The sequence below is a fragment of the uncultured Chloroflexus sp. genome (assembly GCF_937129525.1).
GTDB lineage: Bacteria > Chloroflexota > Chloroflexia > Chloroflexales > Chloroflexaceae > Chloroflexus.
The window spans coordinates 1-26,431 of the sequence record NZ_CAKZNK010000023.1 but is presented as its reverse complement, the minus strand read 5'-3'; the positions used below and the strand labels follow the sequence as shown (position 1 = coordinate 26,431).

The window sequence follows — 26,431 nt, the reverse complement described above, 5'->3', positions numbered from 1 at the left end:
GCGGTCATGTCTCAAACCTATGGCGAGACATGACCAGCCGTTTCCGTTTCTCCGGCAGAGAGAAGTATCGTCTCTTTCCCTTACGGGAGTGAGCAGCGAGGGCTAGACGCGAGCACATTCCGCGCTAACGCACCGCTTCACGCCGGTAACGAATCGACAGTTGTCTCAACATTGTGCTATAATACGTCACGTTCTGCACATTGCCAGTATATGAACCATCGCGGTGACCCGCAGGCCCGGATGCCAGGGCGTAAAGGTGGAAGCTGGTGTAAGTCCAGCGCTGTGCCGCAACTGTAACCGGTCATTTGTGACCGGAAGCCAGGACGCCTGCCGCGATGTGATGTTCGTTCAGCCCTTCTCGAGCCAAGGAGGATGAACGGGGCGCGCCAGCATTGCTTGCTACTGCGTCATCGTTACATAACCCCGACCGGCAACAGAAGGTCGGGGTTTTTGTTTATATGTCAGCGGAAGGAGTTAGCTGTGTCTGATGAAGCTACCACGCCAGGCGGGCCAGGATCGTCGCCGGAAGCCGAAGCCCGTCGGCAGGCTGTGCGGGCCAGCCATCGACCAAAGGGGTTGGTGATTGTCAATACCGGAAATGGCAAGGGCAAAACGACGGCTGCCCTTGGCATTCTGTTGCGAGCCTGGGGGCGCAATATGCGCGTGGGTGGCGTGCAGTTCATCAAGCACGAACAGGCAAAATTCGGCGAATTGCGCGCGCTCGAACGGATGGGGATCACACTTACGCCGCTTGGCGATGGCTTTACCTGGACGAGTCGCAACCTCGATGAGACGCAGGCGCGGGCGCTGCACGGCTGGGAGGTGGCAAAAGAGCGCATTGTCAGCGGTGATTACGATGTCTTCTTGCTCGATGAGTTTACCTATGTGATGCATTATGGGTGGGTTTCTACCGCTGAGGTGGTGGCCTGGTTGAAGGCCCACAAGCCGCCAATGCTGCATCTGATTATCACCGGTCGCTATGCGCCGCCTGAGTTGATTGCATATGCCGATCTGGTCACCGAGATGCGCGAAGTCAAACACCCGTTTAACGATCAGGGCATTCGCGCCCAGCCGGGGATCGAATATTGAGAGCCGCAGCCTGAATGCAGTGAGGTGAGGCGCAATGGCAGAATCGCTCAAGCGCAATATGGTGCAGCGTCTCGATGGCCGTATGGTCAATGCCGGCGCCCGGCGCGGGATGCTGATTGTCTGTGCCACTGGCTGTTGTTGCGGCCACACCGAACGCGGATTTGCGCCGGTTCCAACCGATCTGTACCATACTGAATGGGGACGGCGTCGGCTCCGTAACCGTGTTCACCTGAGCCAGGGTGGGTGTCTGGGGCCATGTCCGCTCGCCAATGTCGCCCTCCTCTTGATGGATGGCCGACCCTACTGGTTCCACTCACTCAACGATCCGGCCCTCATTCCAATTCTGTACGATTTTATCGAAGCGCTGCTCGCTACCGACCGGCCACTGGCGCCGCCGCCGCCGCTCATTCCCCATCTGTTCAACGGGTTTGCCTGGGATGGGAGCGGCGCGCTGGCGGAAGGAACGAAGGCCATCCCTGCCGTTGTCGGCAATGGGTTCCTGGTCTTGAGTCAGGCGGATACCGATCTGCTGGCGCTCGAGCAGGCTGTCACGCTGTTGCCAGAGGGTTTTGCGCCGGTGCGAATGGCTCATGTAGGGCGGGTCACTGAACCGGCGGCGATTGATCGTTTGCTCGAGGTGTACTTGCCCGATGCCGCTGTTGTCGTCGCGCGGTTGCATAGTCCGGCAGCGTTTGCATACGGACTGGAGCGGTTACAACAGTGGGCTGCGGCAACCGGTGGTTTTCTGCTCTGCCTGCCGGCAGTTGAGCAGGTTGATCCGGAACTGATGGCGCGTTCGACGGTGGGGGTGCCGCTGGCAATGCTGGCTAGCGCCTACTTTCGGGCCGGCGGCGCGGTCAATCTTGCCAACGGCCTGCAATGTCTCAGCGATCACCTGCTGGTCAGCGGTTGGGGCTACGATCCGCCGGTTGAGTTGCCACTCCACGGCCTCTACGTTCCGCCACGTCCGCGGCGCAGGCGACAGGCAGCGCAAGAGAACCCCGAGGTTGCCGCAGGTGCGGCGTCAACGGTTGGCGTGCTCTTCTACCGCGCTCATTTGCTTGGCGGTAATACCGCCTTCATTGATGCATTGATCAACGGGTTGCAGGCCCGTGGTCTACAGGCGCGCGCTGTCTACACCCATTCGCTCAAAGAAACCGATGCCGAAGGCGTGCCGGTCGCGCTCAACCTGATCAATCAGGCCGGGCCGGTCGATGTGGTGATCTCGACACTCAGTTTTGCAATCGGTGACGGTGATCCACACCCATTCAGCCGGTTCAATGCGCCGGTCGTTCAGGCACTGGTCAGCAGTACCGATCGAGAATCATGGCAGCGTGATGGTCGGGGCTTAGGGCCACTCGACACAGCAATGAACGTTGCTCTGCCTGAACTTGATGGTCGCATCATCGGCGTGCCGGTGGCATTCAAGGAACAGGCGGGCGATAGCGCAGCGCGCTCGTTGCCCGATCCAGAACGGATCGAACGCCTGGCCGGTCTGGTCTGGCGTCTCGCGCAGTTGCGACGTAAGCCAAATTCCGATAAACGCATTGCTGTGATCCTGACTAATAGTAGCGCCAAAGCGCAACGGATCGGCAACGCAGTTGGTCTCGACGCGCCGGCCTCGCTGCTACGCTTGTTGGCTGCCTTGCGCGAAGCCGGTTACACGATTGGCGAAGTGCCGGAAACCGGTGAACAATTAATTGCCGATCTTGTGGCTCGCTGTTCGTATGATGAGACGTGGTTGACCAGCGAGCAATTGGCTCAGGCGTATCGTGTCTCCGTTGCCACCTACCGGCGCTGGTTTGCCGGGTTGCCATCAGCCCTGCAAGAAGCGATGATCCGCCAGTGGGGGCCGCCTCCGGGGAGCGCATACGTTCATCAAGATACCCTGGCGCTGGCCGGACTTGAGTTCGGTAACGTCTTTGTTGCGCTGCAACCACCCCGTGGCTACGACATGGATCCCAATGCAATCTACCATCGGCCCGATCTGCCGCCGCCGCACAACTACTATGCCCTGTACCGCTGGTTGCGCGATGAATGGCAGGCCGACGCCATTATCCATCTGGGCAAGCACGGCACGCTCGAATGGCTACCCGGCAAAGGCGTTGGACTGAGCGCGATCTGCTTTCCTGATCCCTTCCTGGGCGATCTCCCGCTCATCTATCCCTTCATCATCAACGATCCCGGCGAGGGCACACAGGCGAAACGTCGCGCCCATGCAGTGATCGTTGATCACCTTACTCCGCCGATGACCAGCGCCGGTGCGTATGGTGACCTGGCCGAGCTGGCCCAACTGGTTGACGAATATTATCGGATGGAGCGGCTTGATCCGGGCAAGCTGCCACTGTTGCAGCGCCAGATTTGGGAGGTGTTACAGCGCAGTAAGTTGGCCGATGATCTGCGCTACATCTTGCAGGCCGATCACGGAGACCATCGCCACGAGTGGGATGGCAGTGTGCTCGAAGATGGTACGCCTACAGTGCTGGCTGAGCTAGAAGGGCGCGAGGTTGCTCACTTGCTCGAAGACATTGAAGGTTATTTGTGCGAATTGACCGGCGCGCAGATTCGTGATGGCCTGCATATTTTGGGAACTTTACCGTCAGGAACGCAACTGGTCGATCTGGTCTACCATCTCTTGCGGTTGCCCAATTTGGCCGCGCCGTCTTTGCCGGCGGCAGTGGCGACAGCGTTGGGGGAAGACTGGCGCGCCCTCCAGGAACAGCCGGGACGACGACGACTCGGCGATACCCGTTTCCTGACCAATGCCGATCTCATCGAGCATGTAGAAAATCTTTGCCGGCAACTATTGAGCCGGCTTAACGATGCTGACTGGTCTGTCGATGCTGTGGCAGCGATTATCTCGCATCATCTGCCGGCGGCTCACCATACAGAGCCAGTCGCCACTGCGTTACAGTTCGCCTGTGACTGGATTGTGCCGAAGCTACGCCAGAGCGCCACGGCTGAAATCGCGCATCTGCTGGCTGCGCTGGCCGGCCAGTTTGTGCCGCCGGGGCCGAGTGGCGCGCCAACCCGCGGTATGGCGCACGTGTTGCCGACCGGTCGCAACTTCTACAGCCTCGATCCACGCAGCATACCGAGCATCGCTGCCTGGGAGACCGGTCAGGGGTTGGCGCGCGATCTGATCCAGCGTTATCGCCGTGAGTACGGTACCTTCCCCGAAAGCGTTGGTATCAGCATCTGGGGTACCAGCCTCATTCGCACTGCCGGTGATGATGTGGCCCAGGTGATGGCTTTACTGGGTGTTCGCCCGCGCTGGCAACGGGAGAACCGGCGAGTCATCGGCTTTGAGATCATCCCTCTCGCCGAACTTGGTCGTCCCCGGATCGATGTGGTATGCCGGATTAGCGGTTTCTTCCGCGATGCTTTCCCCCATTTGATCGAGTTAATCGATCAGGCGGTACAGGCAGTGATTGCGCTCGACGAGCCACTCACGCACAACTTCCCCCGCAAGCATGCGCTGACGACCGCTCAGTCACTGGTTGCGAGCGGGCTGGATGACGAAACTGCCCAACGTGAAGCGGCGTACCGCATCTTCGGCAGCCCGCCGGGGAGTTACGGCGCCGGGATGTTGCCACTGATCGATGGCCAAAACTGGACAGGTGATGCCGATCTGGCCCGGGTCTACCTGAAATGGGGTGGTTACGCTTACACCGCTACCGAACAGGGTGTGCCGGCAGAACAGGCTTTTGCTGCGGCGTTATCGACGGTGCAGGTAGCGACCAAAAATCAAGACAACCGCGAGCACGACATCTTCGATAGTGATGACTACTTCCAGTTTCACGGCGGCATGATTGCCGCCATTCGCGCCCTGAGCGGGCGCAATCCTGCGCGCTACTTTGGCGACAGCAGCGATCCTGCCCGCCCACGCACCCGTGATCTGCGTGAAGAGGCGCGGCGAGTGTTTCGCGCTCGCGTGGTCAATCCGAAGTGGATTGCCAGTATGCGTCGGCACGGTTACAAAGGCGGCCTTGAACTGGCGGCCACCGTCGATTACCTCTTCGGCTACGATGCCACCGCTCAGGTGCTGGCCGACTGGATGTACGAACAGGTCACCGAGCGTTACCTGCGCGATCCTGAAGTGCAGCAATGGCTGCAAGAGGTCAACCCCTGGGCCTTGCAGGCGATCGCTGAACGCTTAAACGAGGCGATCGGACGCGGGATGTGGCGCGAACCCTCGGCTGAAGCTCAGGCCGCTATCGATGCAGTGCTGGCCTGGGGGGAAGAACAGCGGGAAGGATTGTATTCTCAATAGCATTCATCCAATCCGTTATCGCGGTAGCGTGATGAGAAAGGAGCAACCAATGACGTTACTCAAACAGACGATCGATCAGATCGGACCGCTCGTCGATCAGTCAGCAGCGGCAGCGCGTCGTCGCCAGGATACGCTGACCAAACCTGCCGGTTCGCTCGGACGGTTGGAAGAACTCTCGATTCGCATTGCCGGCATCACCGGGCGTGAGCGACCGCGCCTGACAAATCCGGCGGTGATTGTGATGGCTGCTGATCACGGCGTGGCCCGTCAGGGTGTGAGCGCCTTTCCCGCTGAAGTAACGCCGCAAATGGTTTTGAACTTTCTGCGCGGTGGCGCAGCAATCAACGTGCTCGCCCGCCATGTCGGCGCTCGGGTGATTGTGGTTGACATCGGCGTGGCTGCCGATCTGCCGTCACATCCCGAACTGGTCAGCCGCAAGCTGGCCTATGGTACTGCCGATTTTAGCCAGGAGCCGGCAATGAGCCGGGAACTGGCCCAGCAGGCAATTGAAGTTGGTATTGCCTGCGCCAACGAAGCCATCGATAGCGGCGCCGATCTTCTGGCTACCGGTGAGATGGGTATTGCCAACACGACAGCGGCGAGCGCAGTAGTGGCAGCCATTACCGGGCGACCGGCGTCGGAAGTGACCGGTCGCGGTACCGGTATCGATGATACCGGCCTGGCTCGCAAAATTACCGTGATCGAGCAGGCCCTGGCGTTACACCAACCAAACCCGCGCGATGGCATTGACGTGCTGGCAAAAGTGGGTGGGTTAGAGATTGGTGGTCTGGCCGGTGTGATTCTGGGCGCGGCTGCCCGACGAGTACCGATCGTGATCGATGGATTTATCGCCGGCTCCGCAGCGCTAATTGCGGCAACTCTGGCGCCGGCAGCGATACCCTACATGATCGCCGGTCATCGCTCGGTTGAGCGCGGCCACGCTGCGGTCTTCAGTCACCTCGATCTGCAACCGCTGCTCGATCTCAACATGCGACTCGGGGAAGGCACGGGCGCAGTGCTGGCGATGTCGATCTGCCAGGCCGCCTGCAAGGTGTTAGATGAGATGGCAACCTTCGCCGAGGCAGGTGTGTCTGAGAAGCACAGTGAGTAACGACAGGTTGGGCAATCGCAATGTCTGGCCGTAGTGCAGTTGATGACATGAGGTGATTATGAAACGGCGCTGGCTTATTGTCATCCTTGGCGCGATACTCCTGATCACATTCGAGGCGCGGCCCGCTTATGCCATGCACATCATGGAAGGGTTCCTGCCACCGCTATGGGCGCTCTTCTGGTTTGCCGTCACTATTCCCTTCTGGATCGTGGGTTTTCGCCAGATTCAACGGATTGCGCGCGAGAAGCCGGAAGCGCGGCTATTGCTTGGCTTTGCCGCTGCCTTCACCTTCGTGTTGAGCGCGCTGAAACTGCCCAGCGTCACCGGTTCGAGCAGTCACCCAACCGGCACCGGTCTGGGCGCGATCCTGTTTGGGCCATGGGTGATGAGCGTGCTTGGTTCAATCGTCCTGCTCTTTCAGGCCCTGCTCATCGCCCACGGCGGCCTGACCACGTTGGGAGCGAATGCGTTCAGCATGGCGGTGGTCGGCCCCTTTGTAGCCTGGTTGATCTGGCGGGGTCTGGTTGGACGCGCGTCGTTCTGGCTGACCGTCTTTCTGGCTGCGGCGCTGGCCGATCTGGCTACCTACGTTATGACTTCCCTCCAGTTAGCGCTGGCTCATCCCGATCCGGTGGGAGGGATTGCTGCTTCGTTCGTCAAGTTTGGCGCCATCTTTGCTGTGACGCAAATTCCGCTGGCGATCAGCGAAGGAATTTTGACCGTATTGGTGATGAACGCGCTGCAAACCAGCGCTGCCGCTGAGCTGCAAGCGCTTGAGATCAAGGGTGTGCGATCATGAATGCAAAACCGTTACGCTGGCCGCTGATTGTCACGCTCTGGCTGGTCGTGATTGGATTGGCGATAGCGCCGATCATGCTCATCCGGGATACTGAGTTTGGTGGCGCCGACGTTGCAGCCGAAGAGGCTGTTCTCGAGATTGCTCCCGATTATGAGCCATGGTTTGCGCCGTTGTTTGAACCGCCAGGCGGCGAAACCGAAAGCCTGTTGTTTGCGTTGCAAGCTGGCCTGGGGGCGGGTTTTATCGGCTACTTTTTCGGCTGGCAACACGGTCGCCGACAGCGGCGCGATCGGTGAACCATGCTGCGCGTGATTGATCGTTACGCCTTTGCCAATCGATTGCGCGCGGTCGATCCAGCGCAAAAGGGCGGGATTGCTCTCGGCGTGATTCTGCTCTGTGTCGCGCTTGATCGACCAATTGTCGGACTGATGGCACTGCTCTGGATGGTTGGAATGACTGTTGGTTATGGGCGCATACCGATGCGCATTGTCGTGACAGTTTTGGGGGCTGAGAGTGTCTTTCTGGCGCTCTCAGTCATCGGTCTTGTGGTGAGTATTGGCTTTGAGTATCCCGATCAGGCGCAATTAGCATTATCGCTAGGGCCGATCTGGGTTAGCGTAAGCAATGAGTCGTTGCAGACGGCGTTGCATGTGCTGAGCCGAACGCTGGGCGCTGCGTCTGCCTTGAACTTTCTCATCTTGACCACGCCGCTGGTCGATCTGATCGAACTGTTGCGCCGGTTACGCATGCCGGCATTGGTGATCGAATTGATGATGTTAACGTATCGCGCCATCTTCATCTTGCTCGAAACCCTTGAACAGATGACCGTCGCGCAAACCGCTCGTTTGGGCTATGCTTCGTGGCGGGCGACGATGCGCAGTTCGGCGCTGCTGGGCAGTCAGTTGTTTATCGCTGCGTTCCGGCGTAGCCAGGCGCTCGAACTGGCTCTGACCGCGCGCGGATTTAGCGGTGATTTGCGGGTCTTGCCCTTAACCTACGTCGCTGATCGACGTTTGTGGTGGATTGCCGGCCTGATCGTGATGAGCCTGACGCTGGCCGGGTGGTTGGTATGACAGCCGTGTTGACCCTGGAAGAGGTTTCGTACCGATTCCCCGACAGTCCGTCGCCGGCGTTGCGAGACGTGTCGCTACATATTGAGCGCGGTCAACGTATCGTTCTGCTGGGGCGCAATGGCGCCGGTAAAAGCACCCTCTTGTTGATTGCTGCCGGTATCCTGCGCCCGCAGCGTGGTTCGATCCGCCTTGATGGCGCGCCGGTCGTCTATTCGCGTCAGGGTTTGCGTCGCTTGCGCCAGTGCGTTGGCCTGGTGATGCAATCACCCGATGACCAGCTCTTTAGCGCCAGCGTTCGCCAGGACATTAGCTTCGGTCCGCTGAATCTAGGTCTGAGCGCCGAAGAAGCGCATCATGCGGTGATCGAGGCCGCTGCGCTCTGCGATGTGACCGATTTGCTCGACCGGCCAACACATGCCCTCAGTGGTGGTCAGAAGGCGCGGGTGGCGCTGGCCGGCGTGCTGGCGATGCGTCCGCGCTGCCTCCTGGTCGATGAAGCAACGTCGGGCCTGGATCTGTGGGCGCGGCACCACGTATTGCAGGTGTTCAATCGTCTGGTCGAGCAGGAGACAACCATTTTGCTGGCGACCCACGATCTGGCCCTGGCTCGATGTTGGGCCGATCTGGTGGTTGTGCTGCGGGAAGGTCAGATTGCTGCGGTAGCGCCGCCGGCGCAGGTGTGGGCCGATCCGTCGTTGCGCGCGCTGATCGCGCCGCCAGAGATATGGCTAGAGTAATTGTTCGTTGTATCGCAGGTGAACTCCATGCACGGAGCGCCGTCATTGTCACAACCTGGACGCCGGTTCGTCGCCCTCCTCGCGCGACGAGCGGGAATTGCGCTTGTCGCGCTGGCTATCGATACCGTGTTGGGTGATCCCCCCAGCCAATTGCATCCGGTTGGGTTCATGGGCCGCTGGTTGCAGTTTGGCGAACGGCTAGCGCCATCGCAACCGGGCGCTCGCCTGATCTGGGGCGCAGGCTGGCTGGCGAGTGGCTGGTTGTTGAGCGGGGTTGTAAACTTGCTGCCGCATCATCCACTGGCTCAAGGGGCGCTCGCTTCCCTGTTGCTGGCCTATCGCGGCCTCGATCGCGCAGTGGCCGGGGTGGAAACGGCGTTGAACGCTGGCGATCTCGCTACGGCGCGGCGCTTGCTGGCCTGGCATTTGGTGAGCCGGCCAACTGACGATCTGAGCGCTGCTGAAGTGGCCGGAGCGGCAATCGAGTCGCTGGCCGAAAATTTGAGCGATAGTGTCGTGGCGCCATTGCTGGCATTGCTGGCAGGAGGTTTGCCGGCTATGTATCTCTATCGCTTCACCAATACCGCTGATGCGATGTGGGGCTATCGCACCGAGCGTTTCGAACATTTGGGCAAAGCTGCTGCGCGCTGCGACGATGCCTTCAATCTGTTCCCGGCTCGCCTGACTGCCATCCTGATTGCGCTCGCGGCGCACCTGATGTATCGGCGTGGAAGTCAAGCGCTGACGGTGATGTGGCGCGATGCCGGTCGTACCGCTTCCCCCAATGCCGGTTGGCCAATGGCGGCGATGGCCGGCGCGCTGGATACCACACTAACCAAACGCGATCATTATATCCTCGGTGATGGTCGTCGTATCCCTGACGCTGCCATGATCGGCGAAGCGCGCCGGTTGGGTCGGCTCGTCATCGCCATACTGGTGTTCGGATTGATTTGCCTGTTTGGATTGGCCCGTTTAACCGAATCGAGGTCTGCATCATGACCGCAACTGCGCTCTTGCTGATCGGTCACGGCACCGATGATGCTGCTGGATTAGCCGAATACCACCAACTGGCCACCATGGTTCAGCAAAGACTGGATTGCTTCGTGCAACCCTGCTTTCTCGAACTGGCCGATCCGCCGATTGGTCAGGCTATCGATCAATGCGCGCGCGCCGGCTATCAGCGGATCGTGGCGTTACCGTTGTTGCTGGGCGCGGCTGGCCACCAGAAAAACGATATTCCGGTGGCGCTGCGTCAGGCCCGCCTCCGCTGGCCAGACCTCACCATTCAGTACAGCGCGCCGTTGGGCGTGCAATATCCCCTGCTCAAAGCCCTGTCGGATCGACTGGCCGCCGTCGAAGCTGCTGCGCCTCCATTTCCGCGCGCCGAGACAGCGTTAGCGGTGATCGGACGCGGAAGCAGCGATCCTGATAGCAACGCTGATGTGGCCCGAATGGCTCGCCTGTTGTGGGAAGGCCGCGGCTATGCGCGGGTGCTATACGGCTTCTACAGCGTGACGACGCCGCGAGTACCTGAAACTATCGACGCCTGTATCGCGCTCGGCGCGCGACGGGTGATTGTGATCCCCTACCTGCTCTTCACCGGACGGATTTTGCAGCGGATCCGCGGCCAGGTGGAGACTGCTCGCCAACGCTATCCCGACCGTGAATTGTTGTTGACCGATCATCTCGGTCTGCACGAAGGTGTCCTGGCCGCTATCGAGCAACGCTTTCACGAAGCCGTTGCCGGACAGGTTGCGGTCAACTGTGATGTCTGTAAATACCGTCGTCTCTTTCCCGGTTTTACCGCCGACTTTGGTCGTCCGCAGAGCAGCGATCACGAACACGGCTTGCGTGGCGAAGCGTCGCCGTCGCCGCTTGCTACTCTACTGCCGCCTCGTTATCGTGGTGGACAACCGGTCAGCGCGGCTCCTATGACCGCCGCGCCGCTGGTGTTTGACGAACATGGTCAGGTAGCCTGGGATCGGGTCTGGGGTGGCGATGATCCCAATAATCCCTTCTGCGAGCTGGCCCTGGCCGGTGGACCACCACACCGTGGCACGCTCCTGGAACCGGTCGATCCGGCGACCATTCGGGCCGATCCCGACGGCTATCAGCGCGTAATTGCCGAACTCACTCGCGCGCTGACGATGGTAACAGACTTGCCGGTCAAAACTGATGTCGCGCCGGGATGGATCGGGCTGGTGTGCGATAGCGAAGAGATGGCAATCTGGCTGTTGCGCGCAATTATCGTCGAAAATGTCAGCGCGCGACGCGAAGATCGCCTCTTGCTGCTACCAGCCGGGCCACAATTCCGGCTTGAAGCTGAGATCAAAAATGTGGTGACTGCGGTTGCCAAGACCTATCACTACTGGAAGGAGCACATCCGCCAATGACTGAAAACCCCTGTCGGATCTTCATCTTGCACGACACTGGCGATCAAGTTGCCCAACTAGCTCAGGCCATCGCTACTGGCGCGGCGACAGTTCCCGGCGTCGTGGTCAAAGTGCGTCTGCCCCGGCAGGCAACCAAAGCCGATCTGCTTGAGGCGGATGGGATCATTATTGGCACGCCAAACTGGACCGGCATCAAAGGGACGCTCAAGCGGTGGCTCGATACTACCGGTGACCTCTGGGAAGAGGGTTCTTTGGCCGGTAAAGTTGGCGCAGCCTTCACCAGTAGCGCCGGTCGCCATTCCGGTACCGAGTTTACCCTGCTCTCGGTGCTGCACTGGATGCTCGGCGGCGGCATGATCATTGTCGGTCTACCGTGGACGCCACTCATGGAGCAGGCCGGTTCATACTACGGCGCCACTGCGGTCGGTACCATCACCGAAGCCGATCTGATCCAGGCCCAGGCATTGGGTCGGCGTGTGGCGCAGATCGCGTCTCAATTGCGCCGGGGGTTAAACCTATGAGCGAACGATCACCTGTATTTACAGCCGGGAGCGAGATTGCGGCCCAGTCCTTCACGATCATCCGCGCCGAGCTGGCCGAACGCGGAATGATGTTACCGCAACCGCTGGCTGCTATCGTGGAACGCATCATTCACACCACGGCTGATTTCGAGTTTGCCGCTATTACCCGCGTCAGTCCCGGCGCCATTGAAGCCGGCAGAGCAGCCTTGCAACGTGGTTGTTCCGTCATTACTGATGTGCAGATGGCGCGCGCTGGCATCGATCAGGCGCGGCTTCAGCGTCTCGGAGGCAGCGTTCATTGTTTCAATGACCGACCGGAGGTCAGTCAACTGGCTGCCGCAACCGGCCTTACCCGGAGCGCGGCAGCGTTGCGATGGGCCAGCGCGCAAGCTCTCTTGACCGGCGCGATTGTGGCGATTGGCAACGCGCCAACCGCTCTGTTCGAGTTACTGCACCTGCTCGACAGTGGCGCGCAACCGGCGCTGATCATCGGCGTGCCGGTTGGCTTTGTCAATACGGTTGAAAGTAAAGCCGCGCTCATGGAGCGCACTGATGTACCCTGGATCGTTACTGCCGGTCGCAAGGGCGGTTCGCCGGTAGCGGCAGCGATTGTCAATGCCCTGTTGCGCCTGGCAGCCGGCGAGGATAATCGCGCCGTGTGATACCGCCAGCAACCAGACCGGCAATCTGTGCCTGTCAATGCAAGAACGGAGCAGCCAGATGGCTGATATGGTTCCACCTCGCAACAAACGCGGTTCGCGCACCGGTTACACCACCGGCAGCAATGCTGCTGCTGCGGCCAAAGCCGCTACCATCGCGTTGTTCAGCGGTGAATGGCCCGAACAGGTAACCATCACCTTGCCCATTGGCGAAACCGCCACTATGACGCCGGTCGTGAAACGCCTGGACGCAACCGGCGCCTATTGCTGCATGCGCAAAGACGCTGGTGATGATCCCGATGTGACTCACGGCGCGCTGATTTGTGCCACGGTGCGCATCGTTGAAACGCCAGGTATTCATCTCGAAGGCGGCGAGGGCGTAGGACGGGTGACCCTGCCCGGTCTGGGCTTACCGGTTGGCGGCCCGGCCATCAACCCGGTTCCGCGCCAGCAGATCACCGCCAACGTGACCGATGCCGCGCGTGAATACGCGCCCGGTGGCGAAGCGTTTCTCAGCCAGGCTGGTCTGGAAGTGATTATCAGCGTGCCCAATGGCGCGCAAATCGCGCAAAAGACTCTTAATCCTCGTCTTGGCATCATCGGCGGGATCAGCATTCTCGGTACGACCGGGAAGGTCTTTCCCTACAGCACAGCAGCCTGGCGAGCCAGCGTCATCCAGGCTGTTGAAATGGCGGCGCGCAACGGTGTGCCGAAAATTGTTCTCTGTACCGGGGGGCGCTCCGAAAAATTTGCCATGCACATATTTCCCGAATTGCCGGAGATTGCCTTTGTCGAGTTGAGTGTCTTTACCGGCGATGCGCTCAAAACCTGCGTTGCCCACGGCGTTCCCGCAGTCGTGTTTGTCGGCATGATCGGCAAGATGATCAAAACCGCTCAGGGACATATGCAAACCCACGTTGCCGGCAATCAGGTCGATGTTGCCTTTGTGGCCCAGGTCTGTCGCGATACAGGCGCGCCGGACGAATTGGTGCAGGCAGTGGCTCAGGCCAATACCGGTCGCCACGTGCTTGAGTTGTGTCAGGCCGCCGGTCAACGCGCCCCATTGCAGCGGATTGTCGAACTGGCGCTTGAGCAGTGTGTGCGTTTCATCACTGCCCAGGGTGGGGCAATGGATGTAGAGGTGATTTTGGTCGATTTTGACGGCACTGTGCTGGCGCGCGCTGCAACCAAAAGCGCCGGTCGTGTCGCCCCATCCACGCCGCCGCCGCCGCTGATCGAACGAATTGTGACCGACCCGCTACCCGAAACTGACGCAATCGCGGAGGAGGAAGGATGACGCGGGCTTCCATTCTTGTGCTTGGCCTGACCGATGCCGGGCGAGATAGTTTGCCGGCTCACCTTTATGAGCGGATCGCTCACGCCGATCTTCTGGTTGGCGGGAAGCGCCATCTGGCTGCCTTCCCTGAGTTTACCGGCGAACGGCTGGTGATCGAGTCCAGTGTCGAACCGGCGCTGGTTCGTCTGCAACAGGTCTGGGAAAGCGGCGCCACTGCGGTCGTGCTGGCTTCTGGCGATCCGCTCTGGTACGGTATTGGTGTCAGTTTACGGCGGGTTTTCCCTCCTGATGCTCTCGAAATTCTACCCGCGCCAACGTCGGCCCAGCTCGCCTTTGCCGCATTGGCCGAGCCGTGGCACGATGCAGTGCTGCTCAGCGCTCATGGTCGTCCAGTAGCTGCAATCATTCCAACTGTGCTTACCGCCACCAAAGCAGCCATTCTCACCGACCGCATCCAAACCCCAGCCGTGATTGCCCGCGCGCTCATCGAAGCGGGACTGGCGCCAAACAGTCGTTGCGCTGTGTGCGAACAGCTCGGTGGGCCGCGCCAGCGCGTGATAGCAGCAACTCTCGCCGACATCCTCGCGACTGAGTTCGATCCGCTCAATGTACTGGTAGTCTGGAACGAGCATCCGCTGCGGCCTGTTCCTCCTGGTCTCCCTGATGAAGTATTCAGCACTGAGGCCGGCCAGATTACCAAGCGCGAAGTGCGTCTGCTCAGTCTGGCCGAACTGGCACTCCAGCCCGGTGAAGTGCTCTGGGACATCGGCGCCGGCAGTGGTTCGGTGGCAATCGAAGCGGCGCGCGCCTGTCCAACCGCGCGCGTCTACGCCGTCGAGCGACGGGCGAACTTTATTGAGCACATTCGCGTCAATCTGAGTCGCTTTCCGGCTCCAAATCTGCATCTGACGCATGGTGAAGCGCCCGAAGCCTGCTCTGACTGGCCCGATCCGGCAGCGATCTTTGTCGGCGGTAGCGGTGGCCGGTTGCGTGAGATCATTGCCCTGGCCCGGCAGCGGCTCCGTCCGCGAGGACGGCTGGTGCTCAATCTCGTGCTCACCGGTCATCTGACCGAGGCGCTGGCGCTCTTGCCGACAGCGCGAGTCATGCAGGTGCAGATCAACCGGGCTGTACCGATCCAGACCGATCTGCGCCTGGTTGCGCTCAATCCGGTTTTTGTGGTGACGTGGATGAAAGATGACGCGCCTCCGAACCCGTCCGGGTAAGGAAAGCGTCGTTAGCGTAACGGATCAGCTATGAATGCAGAATTGACCGTCATCGGTCTCGGCCCCGGTGACCCCGAATTGATTACGCTTAAAGGTCTGCGCGCTTTGCAAGCTGCTGACATCATCTTTGCCCCGCAGAATCGCGACGGCGACAGCAGCATTGCGCTACGCATTGCCGACCTGTGGATCGATCACGACCGTCAGCGCATCGTCACCCTGCCGCTGCCGATGACGCGCGACTCTGGTCAATTGCGCCCGGCGTGGCAGGCAGCCGCTGCGGTCATGACCGCCGGGCTACGCGAACGACCGCGCGGTGTTTACCTCTTGCTCGGCGATCCGCTGCTCTACGGCACCTTCGTCTACCTCTGGCGCGAATTGCGGACGCTTGCGCCCGATCTCCCGGTCAAGATCATTCCCGGCGTCACCTCATTTGCCGCCGCTGCTGCTGCCGGTGGTCTGCCACTCGCTCTGGCCGATGAACGGCTAATTGTGTTGCCGGCCAGCTACGAGACTGATGCCGCCGCCTTGCAACGTCTGCTCGCCGAGTTTGCGACGGTAGTGTTGATGAAGGCCGGTTCGGTCTTGCCGTCCATCGTGACTGCGCTTGAACAGGCCGGTCTGCTCGACCACGCCCTCTATGCTGAGAGAGTGGGACTGGAGGGCGAGTTTATCACCCGCGATCTGCGCGCACTCGATCCGCAGCATCGCCCTTACCTGTCACTGGTGATTGTCCGTCGTGGAGAGATGTTATGACCTATCTTGCTGTTCCTGGAACCGTCTACTTTGTTGGCGCCGGCCCCGGCGCGCCTGATCTGATCACGGTGCGCGGGCGCGATCTACTCGCGCAGGCCGATCTGATCCTCTACGCCGATAGCCTGGTCGATGCGGCCTTGCCGGCGGCTTATGCTCGCGCCGATGCGCGTATTCTCGGCACAGTCACCATGCATCTCGACCAGATCGTCAATCTGATGGTAGAAGCAGCCCGGGCCGGTCAGGTGACGGTGCGCTTGCACAGCGGCGATCCCGCTCTCTACGGCGCAATCCACGAACAGATGGCCGCGCTGGAGGCAGCCGGCGTTCCTTACGAAGTGGTGCCGGGAGTAACTGCTGCCTTTGCGCTCGCTGCCCGCCTTGGCGTCGAGCTGACCGTACCGGAACTGGTGCAGACCATCATCTTCACTCGCCCCGCCGGACGCACCCCTCTGCCCGAGCGCGAGCAACTGGCGCAACTGGCTACTCACGGCGCGTCGCTGGCAATCTATCTCGGTATCACGCGCATTCAGCAAGTGGTGGCTGAGCTGTTGGCCGGTGGCGTCTACACTGCCGACACGCCGGTGGTGGTTGCGTATCGTGTCACGTGGCCTGACGAAGTGATCATTCACGGCACTTTGGGCGACATTGCTGCTCGAGTCAAGGCGGCTGGCTTTACCCGTCAGGCCTTGATTCTGGTTGGTGAAGCGCTGAATCCGGCGCACAAACGCGCAGATCGCCCGACCAGTCGCCTCTACGATCCGACCTACAGCCACCGTCTGCGTCGGCGCGCAGGCGGTGACGATTGATGCGCGGAGGTTTCAGCATGTTGCTTGCTCCTCCATAGATGCCGTGCTGAGGTGTTGTATGTCCGAACTTGCTATCATTGCAATCACGCGCGCCGGCGTTACACTGGCCGAGCATCTCGCGCGCGAGTTGACGGCCACCGTGTGGGTGCCGGCCCGTTTTGCGACCGCCGCGCCTGCGGCCCGTCCATACACCGTGCTGGCCGAGGCGGTACGGATGATCTGGATAACTGCGCGGGCCATCATCTTCATTGGCGCAACCGGCATCGCTGTGCGTATGATTGCGCCATTGCTGCGCGACAAGACCACCGATCCAGCGGTGGTCTGCCTGGCCGAAGATGGTCGCTTCGCGATCCCGCTGGCCGGTGGTCATCGCGCCGGCGCCAACGATTTGGCTCGTCGCCTGGCAATGCTTACCGGCGGCCAGGCAGTAATCACCACTTCTAGCGATACGCAGGGCTTGCCAGCGCTCGATTTGATCGGGCGCGCGCAGGGCTGGCGGCTGGCAGCCGACTCGGCGACGACTCACGTGATGGCATGCCTTGTCAACGGTGATCGGCTCGGAGTGTGGGTCGATCCGGCGCTGCTGGAGGCGCGTGACCTGCTGGCTAGCGAACTCTCAGCAGCGCCTGCGGTGGAATGGGTTAATCAACCAACTGCGTTGACCGACGAACGCTTTGCCGCCGTAATCTTCGTTTCCCACCGTCGGTTAAACGGTCTGTGGGCCGAGCTGCGCCACAAAGGGTTGCGCTACCTGCTGCCGGCTCTGGTCGTCGGCGTTGGTTGTCGGCGCGACACACCGGTTGCCGAATTAGCTGATGCCGTGGCGAGCGTGCTGGCGGCAGCCGATCTCTGCCCGGAATATGTGGCAACTGTGGCCACCGTCGAACTCAAAGCTGCCGAGCCGGGACTCGTTGCGCTGGCCGCGCAGATGAATGTTCCGCTGACGGTCATCACTGCCGAACAGTTGCGCAAGCTCGACCCGGAAGCGTTTAGCCCTAGCGCGGCTGCTCGCTTCGATTTACCGGGTGTGGCCGAACCGTGTGCCGCGCTGGTTGCCGGGGGGCCGCTGCTCGTGCCCAAGCGCGCCTTTGCTCGCTGCACCGTTGCGGTTGCGTTGCGACGCGATCTGTCGGCGCTCTCACCTCAGCCGCAGCCGCCCAACAAGCTCGTAGCCGTCCAATCAACTGCCGGTAACCTCCACCGCACCACTCCCGCCTCAGGTCAGCTCACCCTGGTGAGCATTGGTCCTGGTGATCTGGCGCATCTGACTGAAGCGGCGCGATTGGCGCTCTCGCAGGCCGAGGTCGTAACCGGCTATGGCCGTTACATCGACCTTATCCGGCCACTGCTACGACCCGATCAGGAGCTGATCGTCACGCCGGCGATGGGCGATGAGCTGGGGCGGGCGCGCGCAGCTATCGAACTGGCGCGAGCTGGTCGGCGAGTGGCGCTGGTGAGTAGCGGCGACATCGGCATCTATGCGATGGCCGCGCCGGTTTTCGAAACACTCCAGGCCGAAGGTTGGGATGGTAGCCATCCAGCAGTTGAAGTCATTCCCGGTGTGAGTGCATTTCAGGCATTGGCGGCCTGTCTTGGGGCGCCGGTCAATCACGATCTCTGTTTGATCAGTCTCAGCGATCTGCTCACGCCATGGCCGTTGATCGAACGCCGTCTACGCGCCGCTGCGCAGGCCGATTTCGTGGTCGCGCTCTACAATCCGCGTTCGCAGGGGCGAAACTGGCAACTGGCTGCCGCTCTCGCCATTATGCGCGAATATCGTCCCTCATCTACGCCGGTTGCATTCGGTCGCCAGGTATCCCGCGCCGATGAGCAGATTACGCTGGTAACCCTGGCCGAAGCCGATCCTGCCCAGGCTGATATGCTCACTGTGGTCTTGATCGGCAATAGCCAGAGCTTCACCCTGGCCGGGCGGATGGTGACGCCACGCGGCTATACAACGCCAAGGCACTCGACGGCTACGCCGGTCGAGTCATCCGATCCGCCACGGACGTATCCAATCGTGTTGACCAAACCATCTCATCTACCGACAGTCGTCATCGGCGGCGGCACTGTTGGCGAGCGCAAAGTGCAGGGTCTCCTCAATGCCGGCTTTCCGGTGCGATTGATCAGCCCTACGGTGACTCCAACCCTGGCAGCGTGGGCGGCTGAAGGCCGTTTGATCTGGGAACAGCGTGACTATCAGGCTGGCGATCTGTCCGGGGCGCGGCTCGTCTTCGCTGCGACCGATGATCGCGCAGTCAATGCGCGCATTGCGGCGGCTGCCAGCGCCACCGGTGCGCTCTGCAATGTCGTTGATGATCCTGCCGCCGGCGATTTTCATGTGCCTGCCGTTCACCGCAGCGGCGGCCTGACCATTGCCGTGAGCAGTAGTGGCGCAGCGCCGGCCCGCGTCAGCGCCATGCGTGATGCCATTGCGCAGTGGTTGCAGATGAAGATTGATCAGGGGGCGTAATGTGTTACCCTTCTCGCCGCTCTACATGGCATGCAATTCACCGGCTCTTTGTCTGCCGATGGTCAGACCTTCACCAGTACAGCAAACAGGAACGTGAGACTCTGTGCGTTTTGGTTCGACCGCGTGTTTTCATCACCGGAGTGCATTATGACCGGTAAAGCGTATCTTGTCGGCGCCGGCCCTGGTCGTGCCGACCTCATTACTGTTCGCGGATTGACCGTTTTGCGGCAAGCCGATGCCGTCATCTACGACCGTCTGATTGCAGCCAGCCTGCTCGATGAAGCGCCGCCCCACGCCGAGCGGATTTTTGTTGGCAAACGACCCGGCTGTCACACTTTCCGTCAGGATGGCATCACCGAGACGCTGGTGCGACTGGTGCGGGCCGGCTTGCAGGTTGTGCGGTTGAAGGGTGGCGATCCCGGAGTCTTTGCCCATCTGGTCGAAGAAGCAACGGCGCTGGCGGCTGCCGGTTTGCCATTCGAGATCGTGCCCGGTGTCTCGTCGGCGCTGGCCGTGCCACTGCACGCCGGCATTCCCCTTACGTGGCGGGGTGTCGCTTCAGCATTCACGGTAGTGTCCGGCCACGAAGTGACTCCTGACGGCTGTAGTGGCGTCAGTTGGGCGTTGCTGGCTGCCTCGCCGACGCTGGTAGTATTGATGGCTCTTGGCCGGTTAGAGCAGGTTTGTGCCCATCTCATCGCAGCCGGACGCGATCCGGCGACGCCGGCTGCCCTGATCAGTCGCGGGGCCAGTTGCGATCAGCGCCTGCTCCTGGCCACGCTGGCCGCGTTGCCTGCTTATCAGCAGAATGCGCAACTGCCGCCGCCGGCGGTGCTGGTGGTTGGTGAAGTGGCAAAGCTGGCCAGTGCGCTGGCGTGGTTCGATCCAATGAGCGTTGCTACCGAACCGATGCTATGGGAAGAAAGATAGCTTACCGGTGCGGTCTACGTAACCTTTGCGAGGCGCTGCGCTCGCGCCAGCGCAACTTACATGTGGAGCGTCTGCTATGCGTTTGCCTCGTCTCTTACTCGCTGCGCCAATGAGCGGTAGCGGTAAAACGACCATCACTGCCGGTTTGATCGCAGCCCTGCGCCGGCGTGGTCTGCGTATCGCACCGTTTAAGTGCGGGCCTGACTATATCGATCCCGGTTACCACAGCCTGGCTGCCGGGCATCCCTGCTTCAATCTCGACTCGTGGTTAATCCCATCGGCGCAGATAGCCGGCGTTCTCGTCCGCCGCAGTGTCAATGCCGATCTTGCCCTGATCGAAGGGGTGATGGGCTTGTTCGACGGCTATGCCGGTGATGACGATACCGGCAGCAGCGCCCATATTGCGCGCCTGACCGCTACGCCGGTGCTGATCGTGCTTGATGCGCGGGCAATGGCTCGCACTGCCGCTGCTCTGATCGCCGGTTTGCGCGATTTTGACCGGCGGCTTCAGATCGGCGGTGTCATTCTCAATCGGGTTGGCAGTCCGCGTCACGCGGCAATGATCACGACTGCTATCGAACAGACCGTTGGCGTGCCGGTGCTTGGCTATCTGCCGCGAACCGAAACCTTCACCCTCCCCGAACGCCATCTCGGCCTGGTTCCTGTTGCCGAGCCGGGACGCTGGCAGGAATGGCTCGATGCGGTAGCAGACCAGGTAGCGGCAACGATTGATCTCGATCGGCTGCTGGCAATTGCAGAGACAGCGCCATCTTTGGAGACGTCCGATCAATTACCGGTCAGGCCGGTGTCAGGTACTCGCCCTCTAATTGCTGTCGCTCGCGATGAAGCTTTCAATTTTATCTATCCAGATAATCTTGATCTGTTGCGCGCCGCCGGCGCCGAGCTGGCCTTCTTTAGCCCACTGCGCGACACTGCATTGCCGGCAGGAGTAGCGGCAATCTACCTGGGCGGCGGCTTTCCCGAACTCTACGCCGCTCAATTGAGCGCAAATCAATCGATGCTGAACGCTATCCGCGCCGCGGCCAGCGCCGATATGCCGGTGTACGCCGAGTGTGGTGGCCTGATGTATCTCACCGAGACCTTAATCGATCAGCACGGTCAGGCGTTTCCAATGGTTGGCCTCTTGCCTGGTCGCTCGCGGATGACTGGCCGTCTGACGCTAGGCTACCGCACCGTTGTGGCGCAGATCGATACGTGGCTCTGGCGGGCTGGCGAGACGCTGCGCGGGCACGAATTTCACTATTCGGTTTGGGAAGATCGCCCGCTTATCCTGCCAACACTGTACACCTGTCTCCCAGATGCGATGCGCTCGCAGGTGGTGAATGAGGGAGTTGTGATCGGGCAGACCCTGGCTTCATACATTCACCTGCACTTCTTGAGTTGTCCGCATGCCGCTGAGCGCTTCGTTATCGCCGCGCAGCAATATGCTGGCGCGCAAACAGAATCAGGTTCACCATAGCGAATATCGGTAATCCGCAAGCCTGGAGGTAACCAGCGGTGAGCGCGATCATCCTCTTTACCGGCGGCGCGCGGAGCGGCAAAAGCCGGTGCGCCGAACGTTACGCCGCTCAGTTGAGCGAACAGGTTGTCTATCTCGCCACAGCCACTGCCGGTGATGACGAGATGCGCGACCGAATTACCCGTCATCGCGCCCGGCGTCCGCTGACGTGGCGCACAATCGAAGCGTCCCTCAATGTCGCCGCTCCTCTCGCCGATCTACCGGCGGGGACGGTTGTCTTGCTCGATTGTCTGTCACTGTTGCTAAGCAATCTTTTGCTGGCTTATGAATCAGATCCTGAGCCGGCTATTAATCGAGAACTCGATCATTTGCTGGCTATTGTTTCTCAGCGCGATCTGACGCTGATTGTCGTCACCAACGAGGTTGGTATGGGCATCGTGCCCGCGTATCCTCTTGGCCGTCAATACCGCGATCTGCTAGGGTTGGCCAATCAGCGAGTGGCTGCTGCGGCAACGGCGGTCTATCTGGTTGTCTGCGGTATTCCGGTCGAACTACGCGCACTGGAGGCAGCATGGAATCGGGTGGCACAGTAGTGCATGGCGCGCTTGACGAGGCCGAGCTGGCGGCGCTCGGTGTGTCCGTCGAATCGCTCATCGACTTTAGCAGCAATATCAACCCCTTCGGCCCACCTGCGGCGGTGCTAAATGCATTGCAGAACCTCAATCCCGCACCGTATCCGGATCGCAGTTGCCTGCGCCTGCGCCGGCAACTGGCTGCTCGTCACCAATGTCACATCGACTCGGTACTGGTCGGCAACGGCGCCAACGAACTCATCCATCTGACGGCGCGCGCGCTCGGTGAAGCCGGCGCAATTGCGCTCATCGTGACTCCGGTCTACGGTGAGTATGCGCACGCCTGCCGACTGGTCGCAATGCCGGTAGTAGAGGTGCAAAGCGCTGCCCATGAGCAATTTCAACTCGATCTGAACGCGCTCCTGGCGACCATCGCACAGGTGCGTCCGCGACTGGTGTGGCTCTGTTCGCCCAACAATCCAGTGGGAACCAGCCTGGCAATCGGATCGATCATTGCGCTGGCGCATGCCTGCGCCGATATTAATGGCTGGCTCGTCCTTGATCGGGCTTACTTCGGGTTAGGTCGGGATGATACCGGTCACGATCCACTTGATCAGGAGACGCCAGCGCGCCTGATCCGAATCTATTCGCTCACCAAGAGCTATGCCGTTGCCGGTTTGCGTATCGGGTATCTGATCGCCGATCCCGCCATCGTTGCTGCCATCGCGCGCTACCAGCCGGCCTGGAGTGTCAGCAGTGCGGCGCAGACGGCGGCGCTCGCCATGCTTGCCGATACCACGTTTTTGCCGACGACTCTGTCTCAATGGTGGGCAGTCAGTGACGATCTCATGCGCGGTTTGCGCCAGCTTGGTTTGACCGTCTGGCGCGCCCATTTGCCTTTCATGCTAGCGCAATGCGCTAATGGTGCGCTCACGCGCCGCCGGTTGCTCGCTCGTGGTTGTGTGGTGCGTGACTGTACATCGTTTGGCTTACCGGAATGGGTGCGGGTTGCGCCGCGTCGTCCGGCAGAGAATGCTCGCTTGCTGGCAGCATGGCAGGAACTCCTCGAACTGGAGCAGTAGATCGCGCGCGTTGCGCAGGAACATTTGATCAATTTGGAATGAGCATTCGTATCTACGGGGGAATTTCTATGCCTGCGCCCGTCTTAATGGTTGTCGGCACGGCCTCGTCAGTTGGCAAGAGTGTGCTGGTCGCGGCCCTCTGCCGGCTGGCGGCCCGGCGTGGTCTCCGGGTCGCGCCATTCAAAGCCCAAAACATGAGCAACAATGCCGCTGTCACTGCCGATGGTGGCGAGATCGCGCGCAGTACCGCTATGCAGGCTGCCGCTGCCGGTATTGCGCCCACTGTCGCCATGAATCCGATCTTGATCAAACCAGAAGGATCGCGCCGAAGTCAGATCATCGTCGAAGGCAAACCATGGCATACCCTCGATGCTGCCGATTTCTGGCAACGCAAGGCAGCCTTGTGGTCGGTTGTCACGCGCAACCTCGCTGCGCTACGCGCCGAATACGATCTGGTGATTGTGGAAGGAGCCGGCAGTCCGGTCGAACTCAACCTCAAGGCGGGTGATATTGTCAATATGCGGGTAGCCGTCTATGCCCAGGCCCGCGTACTCTTGGTGGGAGACATCGATCGTGGCGGGATTTTTGCTCAATTGCTCGGCACCCTGATGCTGCTTGAACCGCAAGAGCGCAGACTGGTTGAAGGCCTGATTGTCAATCGCTTTCGTGGCGACCCAGCGCTCTTTATCGATGGTGTGCGGATTCTGGAAGAGCGGAGCGGCTTGCCGGTGTTAGGCGTCATACCATGGTTGACCGATCTCGCTCTGCCCGAAGAGGATGCAGTGGCGCTTGATCAGACTGCCGCTTTCGGATCAGGTAGTCTGACGATTGCCGTCATCCGCTTGCCGGCCATCGCCAACTTCGACGACTTCGATCCGCTGGCCCATGAACCAGGCGTTACCGTGCGCTACATCGACCATCCAGCAGAATTAACCGGCGCGGCAGCGGTGATCTTACCCGGCACCAAACACACCCTTGCTGCCCGGCGCTGGCTGCGCGAGCAAGGGTTTGATGCGGCTCTGCGCTGTTTCCCCGGGGCGATAGTCGGGATTTGTGGCGGCTACCAGCTTCTCGGTGAACGGATCAGCGATCCGCTTGCCGTAGAGGGTGACGGTGGCGAGGACGCAGGCCTGGGTCTGTTGCCGGTCGAGACCGTCTTTGCCGCCGAAAAACAGACAACGCAAACCGAGGCGCATGCGCTCGTAACCTGGGCTGGCGCCGGGCCTCTGCGCGGATACGAGATTCACATGGGACGCAGTCGTCGCCTCGGCGCGGCGCAACCGTTGCTGCGTCTCGTTCGGCGCGGCCACGAACCAATCGCAGAGGACGATGGCTGTCTCAGCCCCGATGGTCGGGTGTGGGGTTGCTACCTGCACGGACTGTTTGCCAATGATGAGTTTCGGCGCGGCTGGCTCCGTCAGCTCGGCTGGCAACCACCAGCCGAGCTGACGCCATCGGTCGATCCATTCGATCGATGGGCTGATCACGTTGCGGCGGCGTTGGGATCAACTGCACTTGAGCGGTTATTTCCTATTTCGACATAACGCATATCAACAAGCTACCGATGTGAGGAAGGGTAACACCGGTAGTTCACCGCAGTGTCCATCCTTCGCCGCCTACCCACAGGCGCACCGGCGCGCGATGCGTTGGCACATCAAATAACAGCGGAACGCTGCGCAAGCCACTCTGCGCCGTAAACACATCTTCGAGCGCCAGATCGCCGTACAACCCGCGCCCGAACTGTTCGAGGTACCGACTCGACGCTTCGCTGAGAGGGTAGTATCGCTGCCCGGCATCATCTTCGAGCATGAAGAGATTGGCGGGCAGCCTGCGATCGGTCATCGCTTCATTACTCACCGCAATCAGGACAATCAATAAACGGCCTGCCGGTTGAATCATCCCCAGCTCGCCGTCGATAATCACAATATCTTCCGGTCGCAACAGGCCAATCTGCCAGTTATCGTGATCTATCAACTGCCCTACCGGGCGCATATTCGGCTCAGGCGAACTGGTTGGGACCGGTGAAGGTGTTGGTGGTAGTGGCGATGGTGATGGGATCACCTGAGTGATCACAACGATACCGGTCGCCAGCGGAGTCGGCAAAGGGCCGATTGCGGCGAGTGAGGGGGGGAGATTGGGCGATGATGATGATATGGTAGGGTCAGAACGAAACCATGATCCGAACCCAAGTAACCCGATGGCGAGCGCAATCAACGTTGCAAGTAACCATCGGTATGCGCTGCGTCGGGATCGAACCGGTTGGTCGCGGGGGGGAACAGGCGCAAGCGGTGGTGGTAACGTTGTCTCGGCGACCGTAGCTGAGACTGGCAATGCCGGTAGTTGTGCGCTGTCGGCGCTATGGTCAGGCTTGCGTAACGCTGATGCTTGTGTGCTGTCACTGCTGTGGTCAGACGGGTGTAACGGTGGCGGCAACGGTTCGGCAACTATCGTGGCGACGTGGTGTAACGCCTCTTCGCGCTCGGCGCTACTTTCCGCAACTCGCGCCAACCCGATCCATACGCGCCGGTCGGAGGGGGCGATCCGGGCCAGCGCGCGAAAGATCCGGCGCGCGCTGACAAGATCGCCGCGGCGCGCTGCCCACGCGCCGCGGCGCAACCACTGCTCAAGATCGATGGATGTCTCTTCCCCCACCCGGCCTCCGCGTCATTACACCCGGCTCAGCACCAGCCAACCCTGATTGGGATTGCTACGGGCGAAGAAGACCAGATCGGTCGCGTCAGGCGCCACGTCAAACAGGATTGCCACACTGCGCACAAAACTATCGGCAGGCACCGGCTCGCTGTGACTCAAATCGGCATTCACCCCGCGAATCACATACGCATCCGAAGCGTCGAGGCGCGGCGTCCACACGCGACCCTGCGCGTCTTTCAGCACGAAGAAATCGAGCGGCACCGGTTGATCCTGACCGGTAGTATTGCGCACGAAAGCCAGCACCACCACGAAGCGCCCATTGTTCGGCGTCACGCCATTGAGTGGCCCGATAATCGGCGCAGCATAGGTAGGCTGATTAAAATCGTAGCCCCACCCATTGCTGGTCAGCTCAGTGCCGGGGCTAACCAGAGCAGGATTGGCCTGGGCCGGATCGATCACTGGTGGTACCGGCGTTGGTTCTGGTGTTGGTTCTGGCGTTGGTTCT

22 protein-coding genes, 1 pseudogene and 1 riboswitch are annotated in these 26,431 nt (G+C 60.7%); of the genes and pseudogenes, 21 read left to right on the top strand and 2 right to left on the bottom strand.

The genetic code is table 11. The annotated features are described in order from the left end of the window. The first annotated feature begins 204 nt into the window (after window positions 1–204). A riboswitch (cobalamin riboswitch) is annotated at window positions 205–350 on the top strand. Between the two features lie 130 nt (window positions 351–480). From cobO to Q0650_RS02060, 21 genes are all read left to right on the top strand, one after another. Continuing rightward, the gene (gene cobO, locus Q0650_RS02160) at window positions 481–1,089 is read left to right on the top strand and encodes a cob(I)yrinic acid a,c-diamide adenosyltransferase (protein ID WP_298815439.1); all 609 of its coding nucleotides are present in this window, start codon (window positions 481–483) and stop codon (window positions 1,087–1,089) included. Window positions 1,090–1,123: 34 nt separating this feature from the next. After that, a complete protein-coding gene (cobN, locus tag Q0650_RS02155; protein WP_298815437.1) occupies window positions 1,124–5,362 on the top strand; it encodes a cobaltochelatase subunit CobN in 4,239 nt (1,412 codons plus the stop codon). A gap of 49 nt (window positions 5,363–5,411) precedes the next feature. Beyond that, entirely contained in the window at window positions 5,412–6,473 is a 1,062-nt protein-coding gene (gene cobT / locus Q0650_RS02150) for a nicotinate-nucleotide--dimethylbenzimidazole phosphoribosyltransferase (protein WP_298815435.1), read from the top strand. A gap of 58 nt (window positions 6,474–6,531) precedes the next feature. Further along, on the top strand, window positions 6,532–7,272 hold the full coding sequence (locus Q0650_RS02145) for an energy-coupling factor ABC transporter permease (RefSeq protein ID WP_298815432.1): 741 nt from the start codon (window positions 6,532–6,534) through the stop codon (window positions 7,270–7,272). After that, window positions 7,269–7,568 carry an energy-coupling factor ABC transporter substrate-binding protein gene (locus Q0650_RS02140; protein ID WP_298815430.1) on the top strand — a complete coding sequence of 100 codons (300 nt, stop codon included), beginning with the start codon at window positions 7,269–7,271 and terminating at the stop codon, window positions 7,566–7,568. Before Q0650_RS02145 ends, Q0650_RS02140 begins: the two co-directional genes overlap by 4 nt. Before the next feature lie 3 nt (window positions 7,569–7,571). Further along, a complete protein-coding gene (gene cbiQ, locus Q0650_RS02135) occupies window positions 7,572–8,345 on the top strand; it encodes a cobalt ECF transporter T component CbiQ (protein WP_298815428.1) in 774 nt (257 codons plus the stop codon). Further along, window positions 8,342–9,082, top strand: coding sequence for an energy-coupling factor ABC transporter ATP-binding protein (locus Q0650_RS02130; RefSeq protein ID WP_298815426.1), 741 nt, complete (start codon window positions 8,342–8,344; stop codon window positions 9,080–9,082). Before cbiQ ends, Q0650_RS02130 begins: the two co-directional genes overlap by 4 nt. 45 nt (window positions 9,083–9,127) lie before the next feature. After that, window positions 9,128–10,081, top strand: coding sequence for an adenosylcobinamide-phosphate synthase CbiB (gene cbiB / locus Q0650_RS02125; RefSeq protein ID WP_298815424.1), 954 nt, complete (start codon window positions 9,128–9,130; stop codon window positions 10,079–10,081). Next, a complete protein-coding gene (locus Q0650_RS02120) occupies window positions 10,078–11,475 on the top strand; it encodes a sirohydrochlorin chelatase (RefSeq protein WP_298815422.1) in 1,398 nt (465 codons plus the stop codon). Before cbiB ends, Q0650_RS02120 begins: the two co-directional genes overlap by 4 nt. Beyond that, window positions 11,472–11,996 carry an NAD(P)H-dependent oxidoreductase gene (locus Q0650_RS02115; protein WP_298815420.1) on the top strand — a complete coding sequence of 175 codons (525 nt, stop codon included), beginning with the start codon at window positions 11,472–11,474 and terminating at the stop codon, window positions 11,994–11,996. The genes Q0650_RS02120 and Q0650_RS02115 overlap by 4 nt, the downstream gene beginning before the upstream one ends. Beyond that, window positions 11,993–12,658, top strand: coding sequence for a precorrin-8X methylmutase (locus Q0650_RS02110; RefSeq protein ID WP_298815418.1), 666 nt, complete (start codon window positions 11,993–11,995; stop codon window positions 12,656–12,658). Before Q0650_RS02115 ends, Q0650_RS02110 begins: the two co-directional genes overlap by 4 nt. 58 nt (window positions 12,659–12,716) lie before the next feature. After that, window positions 12,717–13,952, top strand: coding sequence for a cobalt-precorrin-5B (C(1))-methyltransferase (locus tag Q0650_RS02105; RefSeq protein WP_298815416.1), 1,236 nt, complete (start codon window positions 12,717–12,719; stop codon window positions 13,950–13,952). Next, window positions 13,949–15,178: a precorrin-6y C5,15-methyltransferase (decarboxylating) subunit CbiE gene (cbiE, locus tag Q0650_RS02100; RefSeq protein WP_298815414.1), complete on the top strand. Its 1,230-nt coding sequence runs from the start codon at window positions 13,949–13,951 to the stop codon at window positions 15,176–15,178. Before Q0650_RS02105 ends, cbiE begins: the two co-directional genes overlap by 4 nt. A 30-nt stretch (window positions 15,179–15,208) precedes the next feature. Next, the gene (gene cobI / locus Q0650_RS02095; RefSeq protein WP_298815413.1) at window positions 15,209–15,931 is read left to right on the top strand and encodes a precorrin-2 C(20)-methyltransferase; all 723 of its coding nucleotides are present in this window, start codon (window positions 15,209–15,211) and stop codon (window positions 15,929–15,931) included. After that, the gene (cobM, locus tag Q0650_RS02090) at window positions 15,928–16,737 is read left to right on the top strand and encodes a precorrin-4 C(11)-methyltransferase (protein WP_298815411.1); all 810 of its coding nucleotides are present in this window, start codon (window positions 15,928–15,930) and stop codon (window positions 16,735–16,737) included. Before cobI ends, cobM begins: the two co-directional genes overlap by 4 nt. Before the next feature lie 58 nt (window positions 16,738–16,795). Then, window positions 16,796–19,210 carry a precorrin-3B C(17)-methyltransferase gene (cobJ, locus tag Q0650_RS02085; RefSeq protein WP_298815409.1) on the top strand — a complete coding sequence of 805 codons (2,415 nt, stop codon included), beginning with the start codon at window positions 16,796–16,798 and terminating at the stop codon, window positions 19,208–19,210. Window positions 19,211–19,357: 147 nt separating this feature from the next. After that, the gene (gene cobA, locus Q0650_RS02080) at window positions 19,358–20,140 is read left to right on the top strand and encodes a uroporphyrinogen-III C-methyltransferase (RefSeq protein ID WP_298815407.1); all 783 of its coding nucleotides are present in this window, start codon (window positions 19,358–19,360) and stop codon (window positions 20,138–20,140) included. Between the two features lie 76 nt (window positions 20,141–20,216). Then, window positions 20,217–21,620 carry a cobyrinate a,c-diamide synthase gene (locus tag Q0650_RS02075; RefSeq protein ID WP_298815405.1) on the top strand — a complete coding sequence of 468 codons (1,404 nt, stop codon included), beginning with the start codon at window positions 20,217–20,219 and terminating at the stop codon, window positions 21,618–21,620. Window positions 21,621–21,658: 38 nt separating this feature from the next. Next, on the top strand, window positions 21,659–22,213 hold the full coding sequence (gene cobU / locus Q0650_RS02070; protein ID WP_298815403.1) for a bifunctional adenosylcobinamide kinase/adenosylcobinamide-phosphate guanylyltransferase: 555 nt from the start codon (window positions 21,659–21,661) through the stop codon (window positions 22,211–22,213). Continuing rightward, window positions 22,192–23,274, top strand: a complete 1,083-nt coding sequence (locus Q0650_RS02065) for a histidinol-phosphate transaminase (RefSeq protein WP_298815402.1) — start codon at window positions 22,192–22,194, stop codon at window positions 23,272–23,274. Before cobU ends, Q0650_RS02065 begins: the two co-directional genes overlap by 22 nt. Window positions 23,275–23,342: 68 nt before the next feature. Continuing rightward, the gene (locus Q0650_RS02060) at window positions 23,343–24,818 is read left to right on the top strand and encodes a cobyric acid synthase (RefSeq protein WP_298815400.1); all 1,476 of its coding nucleotides are present in this window, start codon (window positions 23,343–23,345) and stop codon (window positions 24,816–24,818) included. A gap of 46 nt (window positions 24,819–24,864) precedes the next feature. Here Q0650_RS02060 and Q0650_RS02055 read toward each other — a convergent pair whose 3' ends face one another. Then, window positions 24,865–25,926 carry a M48 family metallopeptidase gene (locus Q0650_RS02055; RefSeq protein ID WP_298815398.1) on the bottom strand — a complete coding sequence of 354 codons (1,062 nt, stop codon included), beginning with the start codon at window positions 25,924–25,926 and terminating at the stop codon, window positions 24,865–24,867. Between the two features lie 15 nt (window positions 25,927–25,941). Then, window positions 25,942–26,431, bottom strand: a pseudogene (locus tag Q0650_RS02050) (hypothetical protein); the annotation flags it as partial.

Excerpts from the sequence above, each read along its gene's own strand:
- cobN (WP_298815437.1), top strand. The coding sequence starts at position 1,124 with ATGGCAGAATCGCTCAAGCGCAATATGGTGCAGCGTCTCGATGGCCGT.
- cobT (WP_298815435.1), top strand. The coding sequence starts at position 5,412 with ATGACGTTACTCAAACAGACGATCGATCAGATCGGACCGCTCGTCGAT.
- Q0650_RS02145 (WP_298815432.1), top strand. The coding sequence starts at position 6,532 with ATGAAACGGCGCTGGCTTATTGTCATCCTTGGCGCGATACTCCTGATC.
- Q0650_RS02140 (WP_298815430.1), top strand. The coding sequence starts at position 7,269 with ATGAATGCAAAACCGTTACGCTGGCCGCTGATTGTCACGCTCTGGCTG.
- cbiQ (WP_298815428.1), top strand. The coding sequence starts at position 7,572 with ATGCTGCGCGTGATTGATCGTTACGCCTTTGCCAATCGATTGCGCGCG.
- Q0650_RS02130 (WP_298815426.1), top strand. The coding sequence starts at position 8,342 with ATGACAGCCGTGTTGACCCTGGAAGAGGTTTCGTACCGATTCCCCGAC.
- Q0650_RS02120 (WP_298815422.1), top strand. The coding sequence starts at position 10,078 with ATGACCGCAACTGCGCTCTTGCTGATCGGTCACGGCACCGATGATGCT.
- Q0650_RS02115 (WP_298815420.1), top strand. The coding sequence starts at position 11,472 with ATGACTGAAAACCCCTGTCGGATCTTCATCTTGCACGACACTGGCGAT.
- Q0650_RS02110 (WP_298815418.1), top strand. The coding sequence starts at position 11,993 with ATGAGCGAACGATCACCTGTATTTACAGCCGGGAGCGAGATTGCGGCC.
- Q0650_RS02105 (WP_298815416.1), top strand. The coding sequence starts at position 12,717 with ATGGCTGATATGGTTCCACCTCGCAACAAACGCGGTTCGCGCACCGGT.
- cbiE (WP_298815414.1), top strand. The coding sequence starts at position 13,949 with ATGACGCGGGCTTCCATTCTTGTGCTTGGCCTGACCGATGCCGGGCGA.
- cobI (WP_298815413.1), top strand. The coding sequence starts at position 15,209 with ATGAATGCAGAATTGACCGTCATCGGTCTCGGCCCCGGTGACCCCGAA.
- cobM (WP_298815411.1), top strand. The coding sequence starts at position 15,928 with ATGACCTATCTTGCTGTTCCTGGAACCGTCTACTTTGTTGGCGCCGGC.
- cobJ (WP_298815409.1), top strand. The coding sequence starts at position 16,796 with ATGTCCGAACTTGCTATCATTGCAATCACGCGCGCCGGCGTTACACTG.
- cobA (WP_298815407.1), top strand. The coding sequence starts at position 19,358 with ATGACCGGTAAAGCGTATCTTGTCGGCGCCGGCCCTGGTCGTGCCGAC.
- Q0650_RS02075 (WP_298815405.1), top strand. The coding sequence starts at position 20,217 with ATGCGTTTGCCTCGTCTCTTACTCGCTGCGCCAATGAGCGGTAGCGGT.
- Q0650_RS02065 (WP_298815402.1), top strand. The coding sequence starts at position 22,192 with ATGGAATCGGGTGGCACAGTAGTGCATGGCGCGCTTGACGAGGCCGAG.
- Q0650_RS02060 (WP_298815400.1), top strand. The coding sequence starts at position 23,343 with ATGCCTGCGCCCGTCTTAATGGTTGTCGGCACGGCCTCGTCAGTTGGC.